17 protein-coding genes are annotated in these 16,224 nt (G+C 63.2%); 8 read left to right on the forward strand and 9 right to left on the reverse strand.

The genetic code is table 11. The features are described 5' to 3' along the window. Window positions 1-791: 791 nt before the first annotated feature. Window positions 792-1,493, reverse strand: coding sequence for an SDR family NAD(P)-dependent oxidoreductase (locus tag AABE10_RS26770; RefSeq protein ID WP_342936215.1), 702 nt, complete (start codon window positions 1,491-1,493; stop codon window positions 792-794). Between the two features lie 169 nt (window positions 1,494-1,662). On the opposite strand from AABE10_RS26770, the gene AABE10_RS26775 reads away from it, so the two are divergent. Together AABE10_RS26775 and AABE10_RS26780 are read left to right on the forward strand one after the other, a co-directional pair. Further along, on the forward strand, window positions 1,663-1,920 hold the full coding sequence (locus AABE10_RS26775; RefSeq protein ID WP_342936216.1) for a hypothetical protein: 258 nt from the start codon (window positions 1,663-1,665) through the stop codon (window positions 1,918-1,920). A gap of 12 nt (window positions 1,921-1,932) precedes the next feature. Next, window positions 1,933-2,469 (forward strand): hypothetical protein, encoded by a 537-nt coding sequence (locus tag AABE10_RS26780; RefSeq protein ID WP_342936217.1) that lies wholly within the window; start codon window positions 1,933-1,935, stop codon window positions 2,467-2,469. Here the strand turns inward: AABE10_RS26780 and AABE10_RS26785 are convergent. Then, window positions 2,424-3,431, reverse strand: coding sequence for an AraC family transcriptional regulator (locus AABE10_RS26785; protein ID WP_342936218.1), 1,008 nt, complete (start codon window positions 3,429-3,431; stop codon window positions 2,424-2,426). The genes AABE10_RS26780 and AABE10_RS26785 overlap by 46 nt on opposite strands. Before the next feature lie 265 nt (window positions 3,432-3,696). Here AABE10_RS26785 and AABE10_RS26790 point away from each other — a divergent pair, with 265 nt between their 5' ends. Next, window positions 3,697-4,299, forward strand: a complete 603-nt coding sequence (locus AABE10_RS26790) for a phosphatase PAP2 family protein (RefSeq protein WP_342936219.1) — start codon at window positions 3,697-3,699, stop codon at window positions 4,297-4,299. Window positions 4,300-4,355: 56 nt separating this feature from the next. Here AABE10_RS26790 and AABE10_RS26795 read toward each other — a convergent pair whose 3' ends face one another. From AABE10_RS26795 to gtdA, 5 genes are all read right to left on the reverse strand, one after another. After that, window positions 4,356-5,720 (reverse strand): aromatic acid/H+ symport family MFS transporter, encoded by a 1,365-nt coding sequence (locus tag AABE10_RS26795; RefSeq protein ID WP_342936220.1) that lies wholly within the window; start codon window positions 5,718-5,720, stop codon window positions 4,356-4,358. 30 nt (window positions 5,721-5,750) lie between these two features. Beyond that, a complete protein-coding gene (locus tag AABE10_RS26800) occupies window positions 5,751-6,959 on the reverse strand; it encodes a 3-hydroxybenzoate 6-monooxygenase (protein ID WP_342936221.1) in 1,209 nt (402 codons plus the stop codon). 54 nt (window positions 6,960-7,013) lie between these two features. Continuing rightward, window positions 7,014-7,655 (reverse strand): maleylacetoacetate isomerase, encoded by a 642-nt coding sequence (gene maiA, locus AABE10_RS26805; RefSeq protein WP_342936281.1) that lies wholly within the window; start codon window positions 7,653-7,655, stop codon window positions 7,014-7,016. A 33-nt stretch (window positions 7,656-7,688) separates the two neighbouring features. Then, window positions 7,689-8,387, reverse strand: coding sequence for a fumarylacetoacetate hydrolase family protein (locus AABE10_RS26810; protein WP_342936222.1), 699 nt, complete (start codon window positions 8,385-8,387; stop codon window positions 7,689-7,691). 88 nt (window positions 8,388-8,475) lie between these two features. Then, entirely contained in the window at window positions 8,476-9,522 is a 1,047-nt protein-coding gene (gene gtdA, locus AABE10_RS26815) for a gentisate 1,2-dioxygenase (RefSeq protein WP_342936223.1), read from the reverse strand. 199 nt (window positions 9,523-9,721) lie between these two features. On the opposite strand from gtdA, the gene AABE10_RS26820 reads away from it, so the two are divergent. Beyond that, window positions 9,722-10,666: a LysR substrate-binding domain-containing protein gene (locus tag AABE10_RS26820; protein WP_342936224.1), complete on the forward strand. Its 945-nt coding sequence runs from the start codon at window positions 9,722-9,724 to the stop codon at window positions 10,664-10,666. 208 nt (window positions 10,667-10,874) lie between these two features. Here the strand turns inward: AABE10_RS26820 and AABE10_RS26825 are convergent, their stop codons facing one another. Next, complete coding sequence (locus AABE10_RS26825; protein ID WP_342936225.1) at window positions 10,875-11,195, reverse strand: DUF4148 domain-containing protein; 321 nt, start codon at window positions 11,193-11,195, stop codon at window positions 10,875-10,877. A 285-nt stretch (window positions 11,196-11,480) separates the two neighbouring features. Here AABE10_RS26825 and AABE10_RS26830 point away from each other — a divergent pair, with 285 nt between their 5' ends. The 3 genes from AABE10_RS26830 to AABE10_RS26840 all read left to right on the forward strand — a co-directional run bounded on the left by AABE10_RS26830 (window position 11,481) and on the right by AABE10_RS26840 (window position 12,721). Then, a complete protein-coding gene (locus AABE10_RS26830) occupies window positions 11,481-11,825 on the forward strand; it encodes a cupin domain-containing protein (protein ID WP_342936226.1) in 345 nt (114 codons plus the stop codon). A gap of 158 nt (window positions 11,826-11,983) precedes the next feature. Beyond that, window positions 11,984-12,259: a hypothetical protein gene (locus AABE10_RS26835; protein ID WP_342936227.1), complete on the forward strand. Its 276-nt coding sequence runs from the start codon at window positions 11,984-11,986 to the stop codon at window positions 12,257-12,259. Between the two features lie 186 nt (window positions 12,260-12,445). After that, window positions 12,446-12,721 (forward strand): hypothetical protein, encoded by a 276-nt coding sequence (locus AABE10_RS26840; protein ID WP_342936282.1) that lies wholly within the window; start codon window positions 12,446-12,448, stop codon window positions 12,719-12,721. A gap of 12 nt (window positions 12,722-12,733) precedes the next feature. Here the strand turns inward: AABE10_RS26840 and AABE10_RS26845 are convergent, their stop codons facing one another. Next, window positions 12,734-13,699, reverse strand: a complete 966-nt coding sequence (locus tag AABE10_RS26845; protein ID WP_342936228.1) for an alpha/beta fold hydrolase — start codon at window positions 13,697-13,699, stop codon at window positions 12,734-12,736. A 404-nt stretch (window positions 13,700-14,103) separates the two neighbouring features. Here AABE10_RS26845 and AABE10_RS26850 point away from each other — a divergent pair, with 404 nt between their 5' ends. After that, on the forward strand, window positions 14,104-16,107 hold the full coding sequence (locus AABE10_RS26850) for a sigma-54-dependent Fis family transcriptional regulator (RefSeq protein ID WP_342936229.1): 2,004 nt from the start codon (window positions 14,104-14,106) through the stop codon (window positions 16,105-16,107). Window positions 16,108-16,224 lie beyond the last annotated feature (117 nt).

Here is a 16,224-nt window from a genome sequence, read left to right on the forward strand (position 1 = left end):
ATAGGGAGCGAGGCGCAAGCCAAAACCCAGATACTACCGGCGATGCGCTATCTGCACGAACCAATGCTGCAATGCGTGGGCGATCGACGTCGGATTATCCGCTGCTTTGTCCTTTGATCCGCTACCGCGCCGCACGGCACGCGACGAAGAAAACGCCGGCTAGAGCCGGCGTTCAGTCTTTAGTTTTTTGAGGCCGATGTCCCGGGCGGCGCCGGATGGCCAGATGTTCGGCAAAGGTTCGCGCCGCGTGGCGCTGGTGCCTTGTGGCCGCCACAACGCTTTGCCTCATTCGACTTGTCGTGATGCGCAAACTTCCCCCGTGCGCGAACACAGTATCGCCGACAAACGCGCGCTGCAATGTGGGCCAGCCAACGTTCAGACGAAACCTGCCGCGCGTGTCGACGTTCAAATCACGCGTCGCGTGAATCGTCCTCCTGTTCATCGACGCGTCCGTTTTGCGCATGCTCTCTCGCGTGAACGTGATGCTTCGGTAGCGGCGAAGTCTGGGTCCGGAACTTCCAGATTGTGAGCGGCACGCAGCGGCCTTACGCTCCAGTCTCACGTTGCCGGCACCCACAGCCCGTGCAAAGGAGACGTTCATGCTTTCCGCGTTGGTCGAAACAATCGGTGCGCTCGGCATTCTGGCGAGCGTCGCGGCGAAGATCGCCGAGTTGCGCAAGCAGTACAAGCGTTGCGCAAAAGCTTGCGACGATAAAAAAGCCCCTCCGAAGAGGGGGCGATGACCCGCGCGAAAGCCGTGCTTTTCGTTTCGGCCCTTAGGGGGAGCAGGTTCAAACACGTCCAGCGACAGGAATCAGCGCCCCTGTGATGCACTGCGCTTCTTTCGACAGCAGAAACGCAATCACCGCGGCGATCTGCTCCGGCTTCACCCATCGTGTGAAATCGGCGTCGGGCATGTCGGCGCGGTTCTGCGGCGTATCGATGATGCTCGGCAAGATCGCGTTGACGGTCGCGCCTTTGTCCTTGAGTTCTTCGGCAAGCGCTTCCGTCAAACGCATCACGCCAGCCTTCGACGCCGCGTAGGCACCCATCCCCATCCCCGCCTTCAACGCGGCCATCGCGCCGATGTTGACGATGCGTCCGCCCTCCGCCGCAGTCAGATGCGCAAGCGCCGCCTTCGATGCGTTCAATGTCGTCTTCACGTTCGCATCGAACATTCGTTGCCACGTTTGCGCGCCGCCATCGGCGAGCGTCTCCCAGCTGAAGCCACCCGCCACGTTGACGAGCGCGTTCAGGCCGCCGAACCGGCTCGCGATCGAATCGACCGCACGTTGAGCCGCGTCGGGTTGCGCGAGATCGACATCGCTCGCGATGCAGGCCTGCGCGAGCGGCGCCGGCAGATCCGTGGGCGCCGCTCCGCGTCCGACGAGCGCGACTTTCGCGCCGCGCTGCGCCAGCAATTGCGCCGTAGCGAGACCCAGGCTGCCGAAAGCGCCCGTCACGGCGACGATGGTTCCAATGAGACTGTTCATGAAGTACGCGCTCCCGAATCTTTGTCCGCGTCGTTACCGCCTTGAGCATTGCCTTGAGCATTCATATGACCACTCCTTTTTAGTCGATGCAGACGCTGCGTCTACAGACCAGTTTTAGAGCAATCGGAACGGAAGCGCACGTTAAGAATAACTAAAGGCGATTGCGTCATTGCGCGATGCGCTCACGAAAACAGGACGATCGGATAAAGCGGCGCGACGCAAGGGCAATGGTCATTTGCGCGCATTGCCTCATAGTCACTCGCAAGACGGCATCGAGCACCATGAATCATCTTTTGCAGCAAGCGCGTTCCTGAACGTCGGGCAGCAAGGTCTTCTGAAATCAGGGTGTCCTGCCTTTTCCGTCGCCGTGACCGGATGCGATGCGTCGCCGGCCGTCGGCCACGAAAACCGCGACCTTTGTGAATGAGGAGACCGTGTCATGCATCATCTGCCAGATCCGCGCCGACGCTCCATCAGCGAAGACCCATACGAGCGACTCCTGCTGCAACTGCAAGGCGATGCGCTGATGCAAGGCGGCCTCGCGCTCCTGCCGCCCGTGTTGCTGCTCGCACTGCTGCATGTGCATTCGCACGTCGGCTGGGATGCCTGCTGTGCGGCGCTGCGTCAGCTGAACGACGATCACGGCAGACATGTGCGGGAACTCGGCACCGCGCTGTCGCTGTTGAAGTCGCTGCGCGGCAGCCGGATATTCGATCCGCTCGCATGGCACGCCACGATGCGGCGGTTGATGCACGACATCGGAAGCCGTTTGCATTCGTCGCCTTCGACACGGATGCGAGCGATGCGGCGCGCCGTCGTCTTCCGCGCCGCGCGCATCGATTCGCGCGGCTTCACGTTGCGCAAGCCTTCGCGCGTTGCGCCGACGATGAGCCCGATGCGCGCTGCGCGAACGCCGATCGACTGTGAACGTTACTGGCTTTCGGCGATGACCTCGGCGCCGTCGACATGGCTATGACGTTTTCGCCACGCGGCGGGCGGCATGCCGAACTCGCGCCTGAACGCGCGATGAAACGCCGATTCCGATTCGTAGCCCACCTGCTCGGCGATCGCCGCAATCGCCTTGCTGCTGTACGACAGTTCCTGCGCCGCGACGATCAGGCGCCAACGCGCGAGATATTGCATCGGCGGCTGTCCAAGCAAATCGCTGAATCGATGTGAAAACGCGGAGCGCGACAGACCGACTTTTCGCGCAAGCTCGTCGACGGTCCAGTCGTATGACGGTTGCGCATGCAGCATTGACAGCGCCCGGCCGACGAAACGGTCCTTGATGCCCGCGAGCCAGTTCTTGCGCTCGGCGGGCAAGTCGTCGATGCAGCGTCGCACGGCCCACACGAACAGCAGCTCCGACAGCCGCGCGAGAACGATCGCGCTGCCCGCGCGCGATTGCGCGGCCTCGGCAGCGGCGAAGCGCAGCGATGCTTCGAGCCATGACGACTGTGGATCGTTGCGCACGTTGACCTTGAAGAGGCGCGGCAGCGAGCCGAGCACGGGATTGCTCAGCGCGTCGTCGCAAGCGAGAAAGCCGCACAGGAGGCGCGTCGGCGCGCCGCCGCCACCATGCGAGAGATTCAGCAGTTCACCCGGCGTGGTATCGAGTTGCGATTCGAGCAGCGGCCCCGCCGGCACGGGCGAGAGATCGAGCGCGCTTCCCATGATGTGCGCCTCGCCTTGCGGCACGACGAGCAGTTCGCCCGCGCTCACGCAGATGGCGGGATCGGCGCGGTCGGGAAGATGCGCCCAGCAGGTCCCTTCCGTGACCAGATGATAGGAAACCACGCAATCCGCTCTGGGCAGATAAGCGGTGCACAACGTCTGATCGGCGTGGCCGATCAGACACCACGGCGCCGTCAGTTCAGCGTGCAGATAGACCGCGCCGGACAGACGCACGACGCGCAACACGTCAGAGACCGCATCCATGAAGCACCGCCATTCGATTTCGGCATGTAGCTACAAAGACGGCGATAACGCCGTCTTTTGCAAGCGCACCGAAAGAATACTCCGTTCCACCTGTGAGAGTGGCGCGAGGCGCCATGCATGCTTGCGCGGTTGGGATGCAGGTCAGAGCGCCATTCGAGCGCCTAAGCGTGACATAAGTTTCGGCCGGTACGATCGGGCCGGTCTTCTGCCTTCCTTTCTTCTGCCTTCCTTGTTCGGCAGCTCCATTCATCTACGTGATTGCAGCATGAATACACTTGAAGCGTTCAATCAGGCGTTCTTTCTGATGATCAACGCGACGGCCTCGACGCCGCGCTGGCAAATCGACGTCGCGATCGCGATCGCTGATTACGTTATCTACCTCGTTCCGCTCACGCTCGGCGTGCTTTGGCTATTCGGCGGACAACATCAGCGCGCGGCGGCCGTGCGCGCGTGCTGCGTCGCGCTGCTTGCGCTCGGGTGCAATCAGATCATCGGGCTTTACTGGATGCATCCACGGCCCTTCATGATCGGGCTCGGCCATACGTTCATCGAACATGCGCCCGATTCGTCGTTTCCCAGCGATCACGGCACCGTGTTCGCCAGCGTCGCGCTGACGCTGCTGCTGGCTCGTATTCGATGGCACGGCGCGCTGATCCTCATGGCTGGGCTTGCCGTCGCCTGGGCGCGCGTGTTCATCGGCGTGCACTTTCCATTCGATATGGCGGGCGCGGTGGTGATTGCATGCGCGGCGTACGTCGTTGTGACGCCGCTCTGGTCGTCAGCAGGCGAAGCGGTGATGGGCGTGCTGATCGCCCTCTATCGCAAGCTGCTCGCGTGGCCAATCGGGCGGGGGTGGATTTCGCAGTAGGCGTTGAAGCAAGTCATGGCGCGTGCAAAAAACCGCATGCGCCTGGATGATTTCCATCAGCCCGTCTGCTCCGGCGCCAGCGTATCCAGCGTCTCGCCGCGCGCAACCCGCGTCACCCAAGCCCCCAGCACGAAGATCGACGCGCCAGCGACGACAGCGGGTATCGCAATCAGCATGAACATCGCCGGCAGCGACAACCCTTCCGCCAGCATCGCGCCGCCTGCCAGCGAACCGACGACCGATCCACTACGTCCGATTCCGTTCGCCCAGCTGACACCCGTCGCGCGACAGTCGGTCGGATAGAACACGGCCGACAATGCATTCGCGCCCACCTGCGAGCCCGACACGCAAAAGCCCGCCGCGAACACAGCCAGTGCCGCGAGCCACGGCGACGCGGCAAGACTGCCGATAGCCGCCGTGAAAAGACCCGCCAGCGCATACCCGAGGGCCAGCACGTAGTGCGGGTTGAAGCGGTCCATCAGCCAGCCGAGCACGATCGCGCCGACCGAGCCGCCGACCTGGAACATCGCCGTCACGAGCGCCGCCGTATGCAGCGAAACGCCCGTCGTGCGCAGAAGCGTCGGTAGCCAGCTCGACAGCAGATAGATCACGAGCAGGCTCATGAAGAACGTCAGCCACAGCAGCAGCGTGCCGCGCAGCAGATCCGCGCGAAACAGATGGCTGACGGGCGACCCCGCCGGCTTGCCATGCGGCGCCACGAACGTCGCTTGCGAAAAATCTTCGTGCGGCGCGATGCGCGCGAGCAGCCGCGTCACGTGCTCCGCGCGCTTTCCCGCGCTGACGAGATAGCGCACGGATTCAGGCAGCCGCCACGCGAGCAGGGGCACAAGCAGAAGCGGCGCGACACCGCCCGTCAGCAGCACTGAGCGCCAGCCGAAATGCTCGATCAGTTCCGCCGCGACGATGCCGCCCAGCGCCGAGCCGATCGTGAAGCCGCAGAACATCGTCGTGACGAGAAAAGAGCGGCGCCGCGACGGGCAATACTCGGACGTCAGCGTGATCGCATTCGGCATCGCGCCGCCGAGCCCGAGTCCCGTCAGAAAGCGCCACGCGATCAGCTCATGCAATCCGCCCGACCACGCCGACACCGCGCTCGCAATGCCGAAGCACAACACGCATGCGAGCAACAGGCGCTTGCGCCCCACGCGATCGCCGAACGGACCGAACACGAGCGCGCCTGCCATCAAGCCCGCGAGCCCCGCGCCGAACACAGGCGCAAGCTGCGCCGGCGACAACTGCCATTGCGCGCGAATGACGGGCGCGATGAAGCCGATCGAAGCCGTATCGAAGCCATCGATTGCGACGATCAGAAAACACAACACGACGATCGTCAGCTGAAACGGCGAAACCCGATTGCGATCGATTACGTCCGTGACGTTGACTGGCTGCGCGTACACCATCACCTGTCTCCACCCAATTCACTTCGCTCTTCAGGCGACGCCCTTCAGGCAATCTTCCGCGCGCCATCCATGCAGCCATTGCAGCGCGTCGTAGAACTGCTCCTGCGTGCGGCCGACCCACAGCGAATTGCGCACCAGACGCTCGACGCCCTTCGCGTGATAGATGCGCCCCATCTCACGCGTCGAATACAGCACGCGCGCGGTGCGCGGAATGCGCGCCGTCTCGTACAGCTTGAACGCCGCTTCGAAATCGCCATCGGTCGCGGCAACGGCAGCGCCGAGCGTGACGGCATCCTCCAGCGCCTGGCAGGCGCCTTGCGCGAGGTACTGAGTCATCGGATGCGCGGCGTCGCCGAGCACCGTCGCGCGCCCATAGCTCCAGCGTTCGACGGGCTCGCGATCAGCCGTGGCCCAGCGCTTCCATGAAGTCGGCCGGTCGAGCATCTGATGCGGCAGCGGATGAATGCCTTCGAAATACGACAGCACTTCCGCCTTGCTGCCTTCGCGCACGCCCCACTCCTCTTTCTCGCGGCTATGGAACGTAACGACGAGGTTGTATTGCTGGCCGCCGCGCAGCGGATAGTGAACGAGGTGACAATGCGGCCCGGCCCACACGACGGGCGCATTGATCTGCAGATCCTTCGGCATGTTATCGACTTCGACGACGGCGCGATATACGACGTGCCCCGTCACGCGATGGTCGTCGCCGATCAGCGTGTTGCGTATCGCCGACTTCACGCCGTCGCAGCCGATCACGGCATCCGCGCGATAACGCTCGCCGTGCTGATCGGTGACGGTCACGCCGCTCTCGTCCTGTTCGAGTGAGCAGACCTGCGTGTTCGTGCGGAACTGGATCAGCGGATGGCCCTGCACGGCTTCGAGAATGGACAGATGGATATCCGCACGGTGAATGACCGCGTACGGATTGCCGAAGCGCGCGCGATACGGCGCGCCGACGTCGATACGCACGATTTCCTGCGCGTCGAGCGCATCCATCAGCTTCATGTAGTCGGTGAACACGGCTCGGCTGCGCGCCGCTTCGCCGACGCCGAGCGCATCGAGCGCGTTGAACGCGTTCGCGCCGAGCTGGATGCCGGCGCCGATTTCCTTGATCTCGGCCGCCTGTTCGAGCAGTTGCACGCGAATGCCTTGACGCGCGAGCGCCAGCGCTGCCCCAAGGCCGCCGATGCCGCCGCCGATCACGAGCACGCGCCCGCCTTTGCTGTTTGTCTCACTCATGACTGTCTCCATGCCTTGCTTCTGATCTCGTTGCAGAGGGTCGCCGACCTGCAATCAAGCGGTGTAATCGGGCTGGCGCTGCGGCTGCGCGGCGTCGAATGCCGGGTGTTTCAATGCGTGCTCGTACACGGCGAGGCTGCGCGAATACGCGCGCAGATCGCAGTCCATGCGCAGCGCGTTCGCGATCTGCGGCACGAGGCACACGTCGGCGAGCGTCGGCTGCGCGCCGAAGCACCACGGCCCCGCGTTGCTGCGTTCGAGCAGGCGCTCGACGCCCGCCATCCCTTCCGCAACCCAGTGCCGGTACCACGCGGTCTTTTGCTGCGGCGTGACCTTCAATTCCATTTCCAGATAGCGCAGCACGCGCAGGTTGTTGACGGGATGAATATCGCACGCAATGAGCGCAGAGAGTTCGAGCACGCGCGCGCGCAATTTGCGATCAAGCGGAATCAGGCGCGGCTCGGGATACTTGTGGTCGAGATAGTCGATGATCGCGAGCGACTGGCCGAGTCTGAAGTCACCGTCGAGCAGCGCGGGCACCGACGCCGACGGGTTCACATTCGCCATATAGTCCGCCGCGCGATGTTCGCCGACGCGGATATTGACGGGCAGCGTGTCGTACGCGAGGCCTTTGAGCGCGAGCGCGATGCGCACGCGGTACGACGTCGAGCTGTTGAAGAAGCTATGAAGTTGCACGGCAGAGTCTTCCATCAATTGCATCCACAAGCGTCAAACGACGCGCACAGTCAGTTCACCCAGACGCTCGACGCCGACTTTCATCGTGTCGCCCGTCTTCACAGCGCCGACGCCCTCCGGCGTGCCCGTGAAGATGACGTCGCCCGGTTCGAGTCGGAAAAACTTCGACAGATACGCGACCGTCTCGGCAACCGACCAGATCAGATGCGACACATCGCTCTGCTGCTTCGTCTCGCCGTTGACGGTCAGCCACAGGCCGGCGTTTTCGAAGTGGCCGGCCGTGCTCGCGGGATGAATCGGGCCCATCGGCGCGGAGCGATCGAACGCCTTGCCGATTTCCCACGGACGGCCCATTTCGCGCATCTTCATCTGCAAGTCGCGGCGCGTCATGTCGAGGCCGACTGCGTAGCCCCAGACATAATCGAGTGCATCTTCGACGGCGATGTCCGAGCCGCTCTTGCCGATCACCGCGACGAGTTCCGCTTCGTAGTGGTAATTCTGCGTCTGCGACGGATACGCGAGTTCGAGCGTTTCGCCATAGGCGACGGGCACGACGGCATCGGCGGGCTTGCAAAAGAAGAATGGCGGCTCGCGATCGGGATCGAAGCCCATTTCGCGCGCATGTGCCGCGTAGTTGCGGCCTACGCAGTAGACGCGGCGCACCGCGAATTGAGCGTCGCTACCTGCGACGGGAACAGCGACGGGCGCTTCGGGCGGGAAAACAAAAGCCATGATGAATTCGACTCGACAGATTAAAGGGTGGAGCGCGCGCCGCCGATGCAGCGCGCGAAGACAAAAAGCGCCGGGACGATGCGAACGTCTAGCTGCGTTCTTCGCGAAGCAGGTTCAGCGCGGCGAGCACAGGGCGATCGGAATAGCTGAACAGCACGCTCTCCGCCGACGCCGACAGTTGCACGGGCGCCCACGACGGCGCGACGAACACGTCGTGCGGCTCGAACGCGAATTCGTCGTCGCCGATCTTCGCCGTGCCCTTGCCTTCGACGACGCAGTAGATCGTCGCGTCAGTGCTGCGATACGTGCGGCCCTTGAAGCCCTTCGGCAGGTATTGCATGAAAGTCGCGATGGTCGGCATCGGCCAGCCGCCCGTCGCCGGGTTCACGTAGCGCAGCTTCACGCCGTCCCATTCGTCGAGCTCGCCGTTGCGGTACAGCGCGTCGAGCGCCTCGCGGCTGCGTTCGTACGGGTAGCTGAAAATCGGCGACGTCGGATCGGACACGCGATGCCGCACGGGCACCATGTTGTGGCCGAAGCGCGCGAAGCTGTCGCCTTCGGGGCGCGAGACAGGCTGCGTCGCTTCGGGATAGTTCTCGGCAAAGCCTGCATCCATTTGCGCGACGAGCGGAATGTCCAGGCCGTCGAGCCACACGACGGGCTCGCCGCCTTCTTCGACGGACGGATTGCCGTGATCGTGCCACGTCCACGACGGCGTGATGATGAAGTCGCCGGGATGCATCGTCGTGCGCTCGCCGTTGACGGCCGTCCACGCGCCCTTGCCTTCGACGATGAAGCGCAGCGCCGATTGCGTATGCCGATGGCTCGGCGCGATCTCGCCGGGCAGGATCAGTTGCAGTCCGGCATACAGGTTCGGCGTCATGCTCGACTTGCCGGGCAAGCCGGGGTTTTCGAGCACCAGCACGCGACGCACAGCCTCTTCCGCACTGATCACGGAGCCCGCCTCCATCACGAGGTCGCGCACCTGCGCATACTTCCAGATCGCGGGCTGCGCTTTCGGCTGCGGCGACTTCGGCACGAGGTTGTGCAGCGACTCCCACAGCGGCGTCATACGCTGGCGGGCGATGTGCTCGTAATAGGCCGCGCGCGATGCGCCCGGATTGTTGTTCGCCATTTGCGTCTCCTGTCTTGCTTTCGGTGTCTCGCGGGCCAGATGCGTCGGCGGGCCGCGTCGGTTTCCCGGACTCTGTGCATCATTTATATGCGACGGAGCTATACCCGGTAAAATGGCGAATTAATCTAATCCATATAATTTTGGATATACCTCCGCAAATCCATGCCGGATGGGCGGTTCGTCATGGGAGGACTGCGCGATGGACTGGACTTACCGCCTGCGTCTGCGGCATCTGCAGGTGCTGCTAAGCGTTGCGAGCACGGGCAACCTGAGCCAGTCGGCGGCCGCCCTCAATACGACTCAGCCGGCGCTGTCGAAATGGCTGAAGGAACTGGAGGAGGACGTCGGCCTGGCGCTTTTCGAGCGGCATGCGCGCGGCTTGCGGCCGACGCCTTATGGCGAAGCGCTGATTGAGCACGCGCGCCGCATCGAAGCGCATCTCGACAACGCACGCGACGACATGCTCGCGCTGCGCGAAGGCGGCAGCGGACTCGTGAGCATCGGCACATCGGGCGTATCGGCGGCGGACACAGTGCCGCTCGCCGTGGCGCGCCTGCTCGAACGCATGCCGCGCGCGAATGTGCGGATCATCGAGAGCACGATGAACCAGCTGATGCCGCAACTCGCGCGCGGCGAGCTGGATATCGTCGTCGGCCGCTCGGGTCAGGAATACGACGATCCGCAGTTGCAGACCGAGCGGCTCTATACCGAGCCCATCAACTTCGTCGCGCGGCCTCATCATCCGCTGACGGGCAAGACAAAAGTAGGCTGGGACGACGTGCTCGCGTATTCGTGGATCGTCTGGCCGCAGGGCACGCCCGTACGCAATGCGCTGGAAACCGCGCTCTCGGCTGTGGGCCGCGCGTTGCCAAACCATTGCGTCGAAACGAATTCGTCGATCCTCAATCTCACGCTGCTCAACAACACGGACCTCGTGGGCGTCGCCTCGCATCGGGCCGCGCTGCGCTTCGAGCAGTTGAATGCCGTCCATATTCTGCCGATGCAACTCGAAGGCTTCGGCTCTGTGTCGATGTACTGGCACGCGGAGAACGAGAATCGCGCAGCCGTGGCGACCGCGCTCGAAGCGCTGCGCGCCTATGCCGATCCGAAGACGGGCGGATGGCATATGGCGCGCGAAGGTTGATCCGTGCGCTCGCGCAATGACTGATGCGAACGTGGAAAAAAACGCGGCAGACCGGGCAGCCGTCGCTATGCCGCGAACAGCGTGTGCTCACCGCAAGCGACGCTCGTCAAAAGAAGAAACCGCGACATGCGCCCCGTCGTCTGACGTCGCGTGTCGCGGCTCGCTGGTTTGCTACATCGCGCTGACTGCATCGAGCCAGCGCCGTCGATCAGTGATGCTGGAAGACGGGAACCGAGTACGAGCTTGCAGCGAACGATGCGCGTTGTCCCGCCTGCGACGTGCCATCCGCCGTGCCGCCGACGCCGCTGGTTTCGGCGCCATTGGCCGCCTGAGCCTTTGCTTCGGCCGACTGGATATTGGCGGGGTATTGCGTGTCGCTGCTGTTAAAAGGCACATAACCGGCCTTTTCGAGTTGCACCAGTTCGGCGCGAACCTGTGCACGGCTAACCGGCTGACTGGATTGCGCGAACGATGCAACCGGAACAGCGAGGACGGCAGCAAGTGCAACAGCCTTGATGAGCGATTTCATGATCATTACCTCCAGATTGATTTTGAATGCTTCGAACGATTTGTTCGTTGCGTTGAAAACAGTCTAGGAGTGCCGGCACCTGGGATAAACACTTAATCGACCAACTCACAGTTGCGCCAAACGTGACAAATCGGAATCGCTGTATGTCGGCGATTTCCATCGCGACAGGGCTCGCCGTCGATTGCATTCTGAGCCGCGTCTACACTTCGACTACGCACACTGAGGCAAATTGCGCAGAAGTGATTGCGCGCCGACGCCTTGATGCCATACAAAAAAGGAGACGAAATGAACGGCCAACACGCGCCACCGCACTTTTCTTCCGTCGATGCGCAAGCGCTGCCGTGGACACAATCGGTTTGCGCGAGCGGCGTGCAGATCAAGAATCTCGGCAAGGCCGACGGCCGCGCGATGCAGCTCGTGCGGTTCGAGCCGGGCACAGTCTTTCCCACGCATCTGCATACAGGCCCGGAGTTCATCTACATGCTCGAAGGCGAAGCGACGCAGAACGGGCAGCGTCTGTTGCCGGGCTGGGTCGGCATCGCCGAATCGGGCACCGTCGATACGGGCTTCAAAAGCGATACCGGCTGCGTTTTCCTGTTGATCTACGAGCTGACGCAGCGCTTCTGCTAGTGGCGCGTCTATCACACGCGCAAGCGGAGGCAGCCGCCCGTTACTGCCCGTTACAGACGCAACATGCGCGATGCAACATGAGAACGGCTGCATTTATAGAATGCCATCACTCGCCGTCATGGCATTCATTGCGCGAACGCCCGCAACGGAGCAACACGTTGAAACGCCTAACTCTCATTTGCACCGCAGGCCTCGTCGCCGCCTGTACGTCTACGGCCGCATTCGCCCATGTGGATGTCGGCGTGACGTTCGGCATCCCTGCTCCCGTTTATGTCGAGCAGCCGCCTGTCGTCTACGAAGCGCCGCCGCCCGCCGTCTATGCGCCTGCGCCCGTCTACTACGGCTATGGATACGACTATCGCGACGAACGCTGGCGGCACGATCACGGCCGTCATCGCGGCTGGCATCATCATCACGACGATGACGATGATTGAAGGTGCTTGAACGCGCCTGAATCGTCTCGAAGTCGATCGGGCCATCCTTCATTCGTCGAGCTCGATGACAGCCGCGCCACGATTTTCGACAAGGAAACTCCGGAAGGCATTGCCATCCGACGAACCGTCGTGGTAGAAGCTCCGCTCGCCCGTTTCCGGCGCGAAGTCAGTGAACAGGAGCATACGGTGAAGAGGACCGCCGAAAACAAGTTGAAGGTGGTTGCGGTACGGGTGGACCCGGCGATCGAACGAAGGTTGCGGCTATTGGCCGAAGTCACGGGGCGCAGGCAATCGTTCTTCCTGCAACAGATGATCGAAAGCGGCATCAGCGCGATGGAAGAGGCCTGGCTGCCGCCCGCCGTACTCGCACAGGTTCGCGACGGCACGTTGCCGCCGCGCGAGCGCACCGAAGTTCCGATGCCCGATCTCTTCAGCGGCATCTTCGCAGAACACGATAGCTAAGGCGTGGCGGGTTTATCGGCTTGGAAACGCTTCGCGAATCGTTGCGATCAGCGTGCGTGCGAGACGCGGATCGGATGCGAGATGACCCGCATCGACGAAGCGTCCATGCACGGCAGGAATCGCTCGCATCAGTCGATGCAAATTCTCCGGCGGGCATACAGGGTCACGCAGACCATGCACTGCGCGGATCGCAACACCCGCAGCAACGGCCCGCTTTGCCAACGCAATCAGACGCCGCTCGCCAAGCCAGCAGTCGTGCATCAGATAGTGGGCCTGGATGCGGTACTTAGCCGTTATCGCATCGTCGCGGCCGTGCGCTCTGGTCTTGCGCGACGCTGAAGCTTGCGACGACGCCTGCATGAGGATCGCGTTTTCATACGCGCGCCACGCCGACGCAACGGCATCGGCCTGCACGCGCCGCATCGCGGGCATCCGCGCACACGCAGCCGGCAACGACGACGCGCGCTCGCATCGCGCCGCGTGCATCAACGCGCGCCAGGCTCGCGGCGCACGCGCACGCGGCGTGACGAACAGTCGGCGCACTTCGCGCTTCGACGTCAGGAAGAGTCCGCGCAACACGACGGCATTGACGCATGCCGGATGCGTTCCCGCATAAGCCAGCGCAAGCGCAGCGCCCCACGATCCGCCGACGACGCCCCATCGCACGATGCCCAGTTCGCCGCGTATCGCTTCGAGATCGCCGATCAACCGATGTGTGTCGTTGTGACGTAGACGGCCACGCGGCGTCGATGCGCCGGTGCCTCGCTGATCCACCATCACGACACACATGCGCGCAAGATCGAACAGACGCAGTGCGCCAGGCTGACTGCCGCTTCCCGGCCCGCCATGCAACACGACGACGGGCACGCCGGCAGGGTCGCCATGCACGGTGTAGGCGATCGTATGGCCGTCGCGAGTCAGTGTGCGATGCGTCGTGTCGTGCGATCTGATGCGCGATGCCGCGCGAGTCCGGGTCATGTCGAGTCATCCGTTTTCTTCATGGCGAACAGGCATAGCGAGTTGTGCGTGTTATGCGCGCATATCGCCGCAGTCCGCGTAATTACCAATTTTCGCCGCCGTCGCGCAACCGTAACGTCGCGATAGCTACAACCATAGCCAGGCCATCATGAAGGCCCACCGGCGCACAGCCTCCCGCGAGCTGACCACTGCGTCGCGCCCGTTCGCCTCCCGCAAAGACCGAGGCGAGTTTGCCCCCACGACGACCGCATCGGCCACGACGTTACCCTTTCGTTCGGCTGACGGCTTCATCCGCTGCTGAAGAGAGTATCGGATATTTGGCGCAGGTCTTGCTTTTAATCCGGCGATGCCGGCACACGACCGGCACGACCCCAGCCACCATCTTGAATGGGACGGAGGAGACAATGCGCGAAGAAGCCCACCCGATCGCCGGATCATTTGTCAGCCGCGACTGCGGCTGGCTCACGCCGTCGATCCAGAAAGCGCACGAGCGGTCCGAAACGTTCGGGCTCAACGCGACGATGCGTCCGGACTACGACGTGCTGACGCAAAGCGAATTGCGGATGAAGCTGGAGCAGAACCGTGCGCTGTGCGCGCATGCGACGCCTGTGATGGAAACGCTGCGCGAGCAGATCGCGAACACGCAAAGCATGATCGTGCTGACGGATGCGCAAGGGCTGATCCTTCATTCGATCGGCGACGACGACTTTCTGCGGCGCGCCGAAAAGGTCGCGCTCACGGCAGGCGCGAACTGGGCGGAGGAACGGCAAGGCACGAATGCAATCGGCACGGCGATCGCCGAGCGCTGCGCGACCGTCGTGCACGGCGACCAGCACTATCTCGCGGCAAACCGATTTCTGACCTGCTCCAGCGTGCCGATTCTCGATCCGTATGGCGATGTCGCCGGCGTGCTCGACGTGACGGGCGATCATCGCAGCTACCATCAACACACGATGGCGCTCGCGAAGATGTCGGTGCAGATGATCGAAAACCACCTGTTTACCAGTACCTTTCGCAACACACTGCAAATCGCGTTTCATGGGCGGCCGGAATTTCTCGGCACGCTTATGGAAGGCATCATGGCCTTCACGTGCGACGGACGCTTTCTGTCCGCGAATCGCAGCGCGCAGTTTCAGGTCGGCTTGCCGCTCGCGGCGATGCGCGCGCATACGCTGTCGTCGCTGTTCGGCCTGACGACGCCGCAACTGATCGACCGTCTGCGCGCGAGCCGGGGTCATCACATATCGCTCGATCTGAACAACGGCACCGTCGTTTGCGCGAGCGTCGAGTTTCGCCGCGCGACGCACGACCAGAACGCGTGGTCCGCAGATGCCGTCACCGCGCCACCGCCCGCCGCGTCGCGCGCGCAGCAGGCGAGAAGCGTGTCAGCCGCCAACGCGCCATCGCGTCTCGACTGCCTCGACACGGGCGATCCGCAGATTTCCGCCGTGATCGCGAAGGTGCGCAAGGTGATCGGCAAGGACATTCCCATTCTGATCACGGGTGAAACGGGCACCGGCAAGGAACTGCTCGCGCAGGCCATCCACAACGATTCGCCGCGCCGAGCGGGGCCGTTCGTCGCCGTGAATTGCGCGTCGATACCGGAGAATCTGATCGAGTCGGAACTGTTCGGCTATGAGGAAGGAGCCTTTACGGGCGCGCGGCGCAAGGGCGCCGTCGGCAGGCTGTTGCAGGCGAATGGCGGCACGCTCTTTCTCGATGAAATCGGCGACATGCCGTATCCGTTGCAGGTGCGGCTGCTGCGGGTGCTGCAAGAGCGCGTCGTCGATCCGCTCGGCTCGAGCAAATCCGTTCCCGTCGATATTGCGATCATCTGCGCGACGCACCGCAATCTGCGCGAGATGATCGTGCAGAACCGTTTTCGCGAGGACCTGTACTACCGGTTGAACGGCCTCGTCGTCAAGCTGCCGCCGTTGCGCGAGCGCACGGATCTCGCCGTCGTAATCGAAAAGATGCTGCAACTGACGCCGCCCGACGAAATCACAGGCTCGCGGCTCAGCGTCGCCGACGACGTGATGACGCTCTTCGAGCAATGCGCGTGGCCGGGCAATTTCCGGCAACTCGGCAATCTGCTGCGGACGGCCGCCGCGATGGTGGACGACGACGGCCAGATCAGGCGCGAGCATCTGCCCGAAGATTTCTTCGACGATCTGCGCGCCAAGCCCGCCCCCGCGCCACAGCCCGCAGGCGATGCGTTGCCGTTGCCGGGCGCACGGCTCCAGGACGTGCAGGCATGCGCGATCGCGGCGGCTGTCGCGCGACACAACGGCAACGTGTCGGCGGCTGCGCGCGCGCTCGGCATTTCGCGCAACACGGTCTATCGCAAGATGCCGACGTTGGGCAACGGAAGCGGCGCGCAAGTGGACTCAACAGGCGACGACACGTAGCACGCCGCGTTCGCTAATCCGCATTCCTCTGTCTATTTGCAACGTGCTGCGCGCTGTTGCACCCGCTGTTGCTTTTTGCAACACGTGTGCTCCAAATCTAAACAGCCTGTTCACCGT

Origin of the sequence: Paraburkholderia diazotrophica, assembly GCF_038900755.1 — a bacterium.
Lineage (GTDB): Bacteria > Pseudomonadota > Gammaproteobacteria > Burkholderiales > Burkholderiaceae > Paraburkholderia > Paraburkholderia diazotrophica_A.